The organism is Phenylobacterium sp. (assembly GCF_044372605.1).
In the GTDB taxonomy this organism is placed as follows: domain Bacteria; phylum Pseudomonadota; class Alphaproteobacteria; order Caulobacterales; family Caulobacteraceae; genus Phenylobacterium.
Genome location: NZ_JBILRO010000132.1, coordinates 1 through 9212 on the forward strand (window position 1 = coordinate 1; position 9212 = coordinate 9212).

Below are 9212 nucleotides of genomic sequence, written 5' to 3' on the forward strand. Positions count from 1 at the left end.
ACGCCTTTCCCCTGAATCGCGCGATGATGGACTGGTTCATGGGGCACTATCTTGGCCCCGACGCTGATCCCGCCGACCCGCGGCTTTCGCCCCTGAAAGCGGCGGATCTCTCGGGCCTGGCGCCGGCGGTGATCGCCACCGCAGGGTTCGATCCGCTGATCGATCAGGGCGCCGCCTATGGGCAGAAATTGCGGGAGGCGGGCATCGCCACCACCTGGCGCAGCTACGACAGTCTCTGCCACGGCTTCGCCTCGTTCACGGGTGCGGTACCGGCGGCCGACGCGGCGTGCCGCGAGATCGCGGGGCTGGTCCGCGATCACTATGACGGAGTGAAGACCTGATGCGTGCGCTCGTCGTCGAGGAATTGAAGGCGGATTACGCCGGTTGTGTGGTCAAGGATATCCCTACGCCAGAGCCTGGTCCGGGGCAGGTGCGGATCCGGGTGCGCGCTGCGGCCGTGAACTTCCCCGACCTGATGCAGACGCGCGGCGAGCACCAGCACAAGCCCGAAGTGCCGTTCGTCGGTGGCCTGGAGCTGGCCGGCGAGATCGACAAGCTGGGCCCGGGCGTCACCAGCTTCGTGGTGGGCGAGGCGGTGGTCTGCGGCGGCCGGGGCGGCTTTGCGGAGTTTGCCCTCGTTCCGGTTGAGGGGCTGCGGCGCAAGCCCGCCAACCTGACCTTCGGCCAGGCGGCCGGATATCCGGTGGCCTACCTCACCGCCTATGTGGCGCTGAAGCGCTGTGCGGACGCCCAGCCCGACGAGTGGGTGCTCGTTCACGGCGCCGCCGGCGGCGTGGGCCTGGCGGCGGTGGACTACGCCAAGCTGCTGGGCTGCAAGGTGATCGCCGCCTCGGCCTCTGACGAGAAGCTGGCGGTGATCGCCGCTGAATATGACGTCGACGCCACGGTCAATGTCACCGGCGGGTTCCGCGAGCGGGTGAAGGAGATCACCGGTGGGCGCGGGGCGGACGTGATCTATGATCCCGTCGGCGGCGATGTGTTCGACGAGAGCGTGCGTTGCATCGCCTTTGGCGGGCGGCTGCTGTCGATTGGATTTACGTCTGGCCGTTTGCCGGTGATGCCGGTCAATATCGCGCTCATCAAGGGCATCTCGCTGATGGGCGTCCGCGCCGGCGAGTATGGTCGCCAGTTTCCCCGCAAGGGCCGCGAAAACAACGAGGCGATCTGGAAGATGGCCGAGGACGGGTTGGTGAAACCCCGCGTCGATGCCGAGTATCCCTTGAGCGAATGGCGGGCGGCTTTCGAGACGCTGGCCCAGCGCAAGGTCGTGGGCAAGACCATCATCCGGCCGGATCTGTAGGAACCGCCAAATGACCATCGGCAACGAAGACGAGTTGGAAAAACTAAAGGCGGCCGGCGCTCTGGTGGCGCGGACGCTGCAGGCGATGGGGCAGGCGCTGGAGCCTGGGATCACGACGCGGGAGCTTGATCAGATCGGACGGCAGATGCTGGAGCTGGAGGGCGCCCGGTCGGCGCCTGAGCTGACCTACAACTTCCCTGGCGCCACCTGCATTTCGATCGGACCTGACGTCGCGCACGGCATCCCCGATGACCGGGCGATCAAGGCCGGCGACCTGATCAACATCGATGTTTCGGCCGAACTCGACGGGTTCTTTGGCGACACGGGCGCCAGCTTCGCCGTGCCGCCAGTCTCCAGGCAGGTTGAACGCCTCTGCCGTGATGGCCGCCGCGCCCTGTGGACCGGCATCCGCGCGGTGCGCACCGGCGGCGACCTTGCCGCGCCCGGCCGGCAGATCGAAGCGTTCGCGCGCAAGAACGGCTATAGCCTTGTCCGCAACCTGGCCAGCCATGGGGTCGGCAGCGCCCTGCACGAGCATCCCACTGAAATTCCGACCTGGAGCGAGCGGTCCGAGCGGCGAAAGATCACCGAAGGGCTGGTCTTTACGCTGGAGCCTTTCCTGTCTCTGGGCGCCGACTGGGTCGAGGAAACCGGCGACGGCTGGACGCTGCGCCCACCAGGCGGCGAACCCACGGTGCAGTACGAGCACACCCTGGTGGCGACGCGGAACGGGCCGCTGGTCCTGACGCTGGCATAGCACCTGGCACCACCGTGGTTGACACGTCCGCGCCCTTCGACTATCCACCGCCGCTCGATTTTCGACCCCGGAGCTTTCCCCGTGAAGCGCACTTTTCAACCGTCCCGCCTCGTGCGCGCGCGCCGTCACGGCTTCCGTCTTCGCATGTCCACGAAGAATGGTCAGAAGATCCTGGCGCGCCGCCGCGCCAAGGGTCGCAAGCGCCTGAGCGCCTAAGCCCGGCGTGAGATAAGGTGTCCGGGTGACGGACGCCGCCCTTTCCATTCAGAAACTGACCAGGCGCAGCGAATTCCTCGCCTGCGCCAAGGCGCCTTACTGTGCAAGGGGAGCTGTCGTCGTCCAGGCCCTGCCCCGTGAGGACGATAGCGCCCTGGTCCGTGTCGGCTTTACCGCCACCAAACGCATCGGCGGCGCCGTGCAACGTAACCGCGCCAAACGCCGGTTGCGCGAGGCCGCCCGCCAGATTTTACCCCTGATCGCCAGCCCCGGAACCGACTATGTGATCATCGCGCGCACGGGCGTGATCACGCGCAACTGGACCCGGTTGCTTGACGATGTGAAAAGCGCGCTGTTAAGGCTCGCCGCCGACCGCAAGGCCCCCCATGTAAACGGGCCTGTCCCTTCCCCCGCTGGAAACCCGCGTCCCCGCTCATGAGAGACGAAAACACTCGCAACACGATCATCTTCTTCGTGAGCGCGGCTCTGCTGCTGATGGTCTATCAGTTCTTTGTCATTGAGCCGCAGGCCAAGCAGAGACAGACCGCCGCCGCCGTGGCGGCGGCGACCCAGGCGCCGGCAGGCCCCGGTCTGGCGGCCCCGCAGATCCCCCAGGCCATGACCCGGCAGGCCGCGATCGGAGCCAGTCCTCGTGTTCCCATCGAGACCGCGGCGCTCAAGGGGTCGCTGTCGCTCCGCGGCGGCCGGATCGATGATCTCTACCTCGTGGGGTATCGCCAGACCCTGGACAAGGGGTCTCCGCCGGTCGAGCTGCTGAGACCGGAAGGCGCTACTCACGCCCTGTTCACAGACATCGGCTGGGCTGGCGCCAACGTTCCCGGGCTGCCAACTGCCCAGACCCTTTGGACCTTGGCGAAGGGCTCGGTGCTGTCACCCGGCAATCCCATCACCCTGACCTACGCCAATGGCCAGGGCCTGACGTTCACCCGGGTCATCGCGGTCGACGACAAGTTCATGTTTACGGTGACCGACAGCGTGGCCAATGCCGGCGGTCTGCCCATTACCCTGGCGCCCTATGGTTCGGTTCAGCGCCAGGGGGTGCCGGAACACCTTGGCAAGAATTCGGTCGTCCACGAGGGCGGCATGGGCTGGATGGACGGCCAGCGTCGGCCGATACGCTACGCCAAGTGGGAGAAAGAGGGCGGTGGCCCGGTCTATCCGTCCACCGGCGGCTGGATCGGCATCACCGATCACTACTGGCTGACAGCCCTGATCCCGGCGCAGGCTGAAAAGATGGAAGCCCGCTACCGTGTGACGAAGACGGCGGCGCTCAACATTTTCGACGCCAGCTTCGTGGGGCAGGCCCGGACCATTGCGGCGGGCCAGCAGGTCAGCTCCACCATCCACGTTTTTGCCGGCGCCAAACAGGAACCGGTTCTCAAGGCCTATCAGGAGAAGCTGGGCGTCGCCCATCTGGACGAGGCGATCGACTGGGGCATGCTCTGGTTCATCACCCGGCCGATCTTCCAGTTCCTGGCCTTCATCTTCCAGCACGTCGGCAACTTCGGCGTGGCCATCCTGTTGCTGACCGTTGTCGTGCGCCTGGTCTTCTTCCCGCTCGCCAACAAGCAGTACGAGTCGATGACCAAGATGAAGAAGGTGCAGCCGGCGATGGAGGAGCTGCGCAAGACCTTCAAGGACGATCCGGCGCGCCAGCAGCAGGAGCTGATGGAACTCTACAAGCGCGAGAAGGTTAATCCTCTGGCGGGCTGCTTCCCGATCCTCCTTCAGATTCCGGTGTTCTTCGCGCTCTTCAAGGTGCTGCAGATCAGCATCGAAATGCGCCATGCGCCATTCTTCGGCTTCATCAAGGACCTGTCGGCGCCGGATCCGACGACGATCTTCAATCTGTTCGGCCTGATCCCCTGGGATCCGGGCACGGCGCCCATGATCGGCAGCCTTCTGGCCTATGGTACGCCGCCGGGCTTCCTGCACATCGGCATCCTGCCGATCCTCTACGGGATCACTACCTGGCTCACCACCTCGATGAGCCCGCCCGCGCCTGACCCCATGCAGCAGCGGATCTTCCAGCTGATGCCGATCCTGTTCACCTTCATCATGGCCCAGTTCGCGATCGGCCTGCTGGTCTACTACACCTGGTCCAACATTCTGACCGCCATGCAGCAGTATGTGATCATGCGGCGCTTCAAGGTGGACAATCCCATCGACCAGCTGATCCGGCGGATCACGGGCAAGCCCGCGGAACTGACGTGAGCGAACCCTCCGTCGCCTTCGATGAAGAGGCGCTGGAGGCGGCGCGGGTGTTTTTCGCGCATCCCGTCGCCTTCCTGATGGGCGCCGTCGCCATCGATGGTCTGCCTTCGACAGACTTGCCGGAAGTGGCCTTCGCGGGTCGTTCCAACGTGGGCAAGTCGTCGCTGATCAATGCGGTGACCGGACGCACCCATCTGGCGCGGGCATCTACGGCGCCGGGACGCACCCGTGAGATCAACTTCTTCGTCTGTGACGAGACCCTGCGCCTGGTCGATCTGCCCGGCTACGGCTTCGCCAAGGTCAGCCGCGAAGCCAAGAACAAGTTCCAGAACCTGGGGCGCGCCTATCTGCGCGGCCGCCCCAACCTCAAGCGCGCCTATCTGCTGATCGATAGCCGTCACGGCCTGAAGGACGTGGACCTGGAGGCTATGGAGGCCTTTGATCTGGCAGCCGTTTCCTACCAGATTATCCTGACCAAGGCCGACAAGCTCAGCGCCCGCGATGTTGCCCAGGTCACCGCCGAAACCCAGCGCAAGATCGCCAAGCGCCCTGCGGCCTTCCCGCGGGTGCTGGCGACGTCTTCCGAAAAGGGTGCAGGCATCCCCGAGCTGCGCGCCGAGATCGTAGCGGCCTGCGCCGCTTGATGCGGCCAATTCAGGCGTCGAACTCGTCCTTGCGGCGTTCGCCGCAAGGTGCGGATTGACGCAGACCTTGACGCCGCTACCCGGCCCGGAGAGGACGTAGGCCATGACCGACCTCGCCCGTTTCATTCAGGGTCTGCCCAAGGCCGAACTGCACCTGCACATCGAGGGGAGCCTCGAACCCGAGCTGATGTTCGACCTGGCTCGGCGCAACCGCATCAGCCTGCCGTTCGGCTCGGTCGAGGCGGTGCGCGCGGCCTATGCCTTCTCAAACCTGCAGGATTTCCTGGACATCTACTACCAGGGCGCGGGCGTCTTGATGACGGAGCAGGACTTCCAGGACCTGGCCATGGCCTATTTCCGACGGGTAGCGGCCGACGGCTGCCGCCACGTCGAACTTTTCTTCGACCCCCAGACCCATACGGATCGCGGGCTGCCGTTCCGTATTGCTATCGAAGGGCTTCTGGCCGGTATGGCCGAGGCTGAGCGGACGTTGGGCGTTACGTCCAGTCTGATTCTTTGCTTCCTGCGTCACCTGGATGAGAACGCCGCCTTCACGACCCTGAGAGCGGCAGAGCCATATCTCGACCGAATCCTCGGTGTCGGCCTGGATTCCTCTGAAGTCGGCCATCCGCCTTCGAAGTTCGCGCGGGTGTTCGCCGCCGCCGGGGAGCGGGGCCTGAAGCGGGTCGCCCATGCCGGTGAGGAGGGCCCCCCGGGCTATGTCCGGGAAGCTCTGGACCTGCTGCACGTGGACCGCATCGACCATGGCAATCGGGCGCTGGAGGATCCGGCGCTGGTGGCGCGGCTTGTGGGAGAGGGGATGACGCTGACGGTGTGCCCGCTGTCGAACCTCAAGCTCTGCGTCGTTGACGACCTGAAGGCGCACCCGTTGAAGCAAATGCTGGACCTCGGCCTCAAGGCCACAATCAACTCGGATGATCCGGCCTACTTCGGTGGGTACCTGGGACGAAACTGGACTGAAACAGCCCAGGCGCTTTCACTATCGCGCGCCGAACTCGTCACCCTGGCGAAAAACAGCTTCACCGGCTCGTTCCTGCCGCCGGATGTGGTCCGTGCACATCTTGCCGGAATAGACGCCTACCTGTCTTCGAACTCGTAGAAGTACAGCACGAAAGGCTCCGCCTCTGACCCGCGCCCCTTGTAGAGCGCGCGTGCGGCCTCATTGTCGACTTCAGTGCCCACCCAGGCTTCCTCGCACCCGAGACTGCGGGCCCAGTCCGTCAGATCGTCCAGCAAGCGGGTGGCTACGCCTTCGCGTTTACGGTCGGGGGTGACGCCGAGATTGTCGATGTAGAGTTCGGTGGGCGCGTCCGGGTGTCGATGCACGACACCGCGCGCCTGGCCAATGACCTCTCCGTTGAAAGTCGCAACCACCATAAGGTGCGAAGGGTCCCGCAGGTAGTGCGCCAGCCGGGCCAGATCGATCCGGTCGTCGAAGACGTCCTCTGCAACCCGATCCAGCAGATCGGCCTGAGCGGGCCCCACGCGTATGATCTGGACATCCATGGCGCTGACCTTAGGGTTCTCGTCAACTTTGTGAAGAGCGACGCGTTTGAGGTCTAACCTCGATCTGCAGCGCCAGGAGGACCCCGATGATCAAACTTGCGACAGCCCTGCTCGCCGCCACGGCCCTGGCGAGCGCCGCCCAAGCCAGAACGATCGCGGTGGGGCCGGGACCCGATGCGCAGGAGCGCATCCAGACGGCCCTGCTCGACGCAAAGCCGGGCGACACTGTGCAGTTCGCCGCCGGCCGCTATGAGCTGACGGACGGCCTGTCGCTGGACGTGAACAATGTCACGGTCAAGGGCGCTGGCCCCGACGCTACGGTCTTGTCGTTCAAGGGGCAGAAAGGCGCCGGTGAGGGGCTGCTGATCACCTCGGATCAGGTGACGGTCCGCGACTTCGCCGTCGAGGACAGTCGCGGCGACGGTATCAAGTCCAAGGGAGCTGACGAGATCAGCTTTCTGAACGTGCGGGTCGAATGGACCGGCGGCCCCAAGGAGACCAACGGCGCGTATGGCGTCTATCCGGTGGCCTCGACCAATGTGCTGATCGACCGGGTGGTGGTGCGCGGGGCGTCCGACGCCGGGATCTATGTGGGCCAGTCGAAGAACATCGTGGTGAAGAACAGCCGCGCTGAGTTCAACGTGGCCGGGATCGAGATCGAGAACTCGATGAACGCCGACGTCTTCGACAACGTCGCCACTCGCAATACCGGCGGCATTCTGGTGTTCGACCTGCCCAACCTGCCGCAGATGGGCGGTCATTCCACGCGCCTCTACCGCAACAAGGTGGTGGACAACGACACGCCGAATTTCGCGCCCAAGGGCAATATCGTGGCGGGCGTGCCTACGGGCACCGGCATCATGGTGATGGCCAACCGCAACGTCCACGTCTTTGACAACGAGATATCGGGTAATCAGAGCACGGCGGTGATGCTGGTCAGCTACACGCGCACCTTCGACGACAAGAGCTACAATCCCCTGCCGCGCGATATCGTCGTACGGAACAACCGGATCGGGAAGACTGGCTGGGACCCGAAGTTCGACGGCGGCCCGATGATCGCCAAGATGATGGGCGGCAGCCTGCCGCCGGTGGTCTGGGACGGCGTGACCACCTTCGCGGGTTCGCCGGATGTGGCCCAGGTCCGGATCAGTGACGGTCCGGTGCTGAATCTCAACCTTCCCGGCCCGGGTCAGATCGAAAAGGCCCGCCCTTCGGTCGCCAAAACGGTCGGCGACGCGCAGATCGCGGAACCTGACGCGGTGGTCCTGCCGAAGCGACAGGCTGACCTCGGCGCATGAAGGCGTGGTTTGCCGGACTGGCGGCGCTGCTGTGCCTGGGCGCCGCGCCGCCGCCGCCCGGTGTTGCGCTTGATCTGTTGCTGGCCGAGACCCCGGCGCCGAAACTGGCGGACTACCGGCTGTTTACCGACGCCGCCGGCCGCAAGATCAACGCCGGCCTGACTCCCTACGCCCTGAACACGCCGCTGTTCACAGACTATGCGGAAAAACTGCGGTTCGCCTGGCTACCGCCGGGAACCCGGGCGAAGTACCGCGGCGACGAGGTCTTTGCGTTTCCGGTCGGGACCGTGCTGGTGAAGACTTTCGCCTATCCTGCGGACCTTCGAAATCCAGCCGAAAACGTCCGCTACATCGAGACCCGCCTGCTGATCCACAAGGCTTCGGGCTGGGTCGCGCAGACCTACCTCTGGAACCCGGAACAGACCGAAGCGGTGCTCAAGCGGGCCGGAGCGCGGGTCGACGTGGCCTTCGTCGACAATCAGGGGCGTGCCCGCTCGGTGGACTACGCGGTTCCCAACCAGAACCAATGCAAGGAATGCCACCAGCTCGATGAGACGATCACGCCGATAGGACCCAAGGGACGAAACCTCAACGGCGTACTCGACTATCCCGAGGGGTCGGAGAACCAACTGGTCCACTGGACCCGCAAGGGCCTGCTGGGCGGCGCGCCGTCGTCCGGGACGGCGCCGCGCACCGCGCGCTGGGATGATCCAGCCGAGCCCCTGGATCGGCGCGCCCGGGCCTACCTCGATGCCAATTGCGCCCATTGTCACAACCCTCGCGCGGTGGCCAGCAACTCCGGCCTGTTCCTTGGCGTCGAAGAGACCCGACCCGCAGCGCTGGGGATCGGGAAGGGGCCGGTGGCCGCCGGTCGCGGCTCTGGAAACCTGCAGGTTAGTATCGAGCCGGGACACGCGGAGGCCTCGATTCTGGCCTATCGGGTGGCGTCGAACGAGCCTGGTGTGATGATGCCCGAACTGGGGCGCACCCTGATCCACGACGAGGGCGTCGCGCTCATCCGGGCCTGGATCGACGGAATGAAGCGCCCTTGAGCGTCGGGCGGCGCACCTTTCTGGCGCTGGGCGCCGGCCTCGCCGCCGACCGCGCCCTGGCTCAGGCTCCAGCGCGATCTGTTCCGGCCCCACCCGCCGCCGACGCTTCCGCCTGGGCCGCTTACGAGGCGAGGCTCCGCGCCCGCCTCCATGACGCCGGCG

At 65.5% G+C, this 9212-nt stretch carries 11 protein-coding genes; 10 read left to right on the forward strand and 1 reads right to left on the reverse strand.

The window, feature by feature from the left end:
- The 8 genes from ACIQ42_RS11480 to ACIQ42_RS11515 all read left to right on the forward strand — a co-directional run.
- Positions 1-341: alpha/beta hydrolase fold domain-containing protein (locus ACIQ42_RS11480; RefSeq protein WP_397422319.1), on the forward strand; the 341-nt coding region annotated here is incomplete at its 5' end.
- Complete coding sequence (locus tag ACIQ42_RS11485; RefSeq protein WP_397422320.1) at positions 341-1321, forward strand: NADPH:quinone oxidoreductase family protein; 981 nt, start codon at positions 341-343, stop codon at positions 1319-1321. The genes ACIQ42_RS11480 and ACIQ42_RS11485, both read left to right, overlap by 1 nt.
- 10 nt (positions 1322-1331) lie before the next feature.
- Positions 1332-2078, forward strand: coding sequence for a type I methionyl aminopeptidase (map, locus tag ACIQ42_RS11490; protein ID WP_397422321.1), 747 nt, complete (start codon positions 1332-1334; stop codon positions 2076-2078).
- An 81-nt stretch (positions 2079-2159) separates the two neighbouring features.
- Complete coding sequence (rpmH, locus tag ACIQ42_RS11495) at positions 2160-2294, forward strand: 50S ribosomal protein L34 (RefSeq protein WP_068877158.1); 135 nt, start codon at positions 2160-2162, stop codon at positions 2292-2294.
- A gap of 25 nt (positions 2295-2319) precedes the next feature.
- Positions 2320-2733, forward strand: a complete 414-nt coding sequence (gene rnpA, locus ACIQ42_RS11500; protein ID WP_397422322.1) for a ribonuclease P protein component — start codon at positions 2320-2322, stop codon at positions 2731-2733.
- Entirely contained in the window at positions 2730-4529 is a 1800-nt protein-coding gene (yidC, locus tag ACIQ42_RS11505; RefSeq protein ID WP_397422323.1) for a membrane protein insertase YidC, read from the forward strand. Before rnpA ends, yidC begins: the two co-directional genes overlap by 4 nt.
- Before the next feature lie 47 nt (positions 4530-4576).
- Entirely contained in the window at positions 4577-5173 is a 597-nt protein-coding gene (gene yihA / locus ACIQ42_RS11510; protein ID WP_397422329.1) for a ribosome biogenesis GTP-binding protein YihA/YsxC, read from the forward strand.
- 103 nt (positions 5174-5276) lie between these two features.
- A complete protein-coding gene (locus ACIQ42_RS11515) occupies positions 5277-6293 on the forward strand; it encodes an adenosine deaminase (protein WP_397422324.1) in 1017 nt (338 codons plus the stop codon).
- Here the strand turns inward: ACIQ42_RS11515 and ACIQ42_RS11520 are convergent.
- On the reverse strand, positions 6272-6700 hold the full coding sequence (locus ACIQ42_RS11520; RefSeq protein WP_397422325.1) for a GNAT family N-acetyltransferase: 429 nt from the start codon (positions 6698-6700) through the stop codon (positions 6272-6274). The genes ACIQ42_RS11515 and ACIQ42_RS11520 overlap by 22 nt on opposite strands.
- An 86-nt stretch (positions 6701-6786) precedes the next feature.
- On the opposite strand from ACIQ42_RS11520, the gene ACIQ42_RS11525 reads away from it, so the two are divergent.
- Positions 6787-7998 (forward strand): parallel beta-helix domain-containing protein, encoded by a 1212-nt coding sequence (locus tag ACIQ42_RS11525; RefSeq protein ID WP_397422327.1) that lies wholly within the window; start codon positions 6787-6789, stop codon positions 7996-7998.
- The gene (locus ACIQ42_RS11530) at positions 7995-9050 is read left to right on the forward strand and encodes an SO2930 family diheme c-type cytochrome (RefSeq protein ID WP_397422328.1); all 1056 of its coding nucleotides are present in this window, start codon (positions 7995-7997) and stop codon (positions 9048-9050) included. The genes ACIQ42_RS11525 and ACIQ42_RS11530 overlap by 4 nt, the downstream gene beginning before the upstream one ends.
- The last annotated feature ends 162 nt before the right edge of the window (positions 9051-9212 follow it).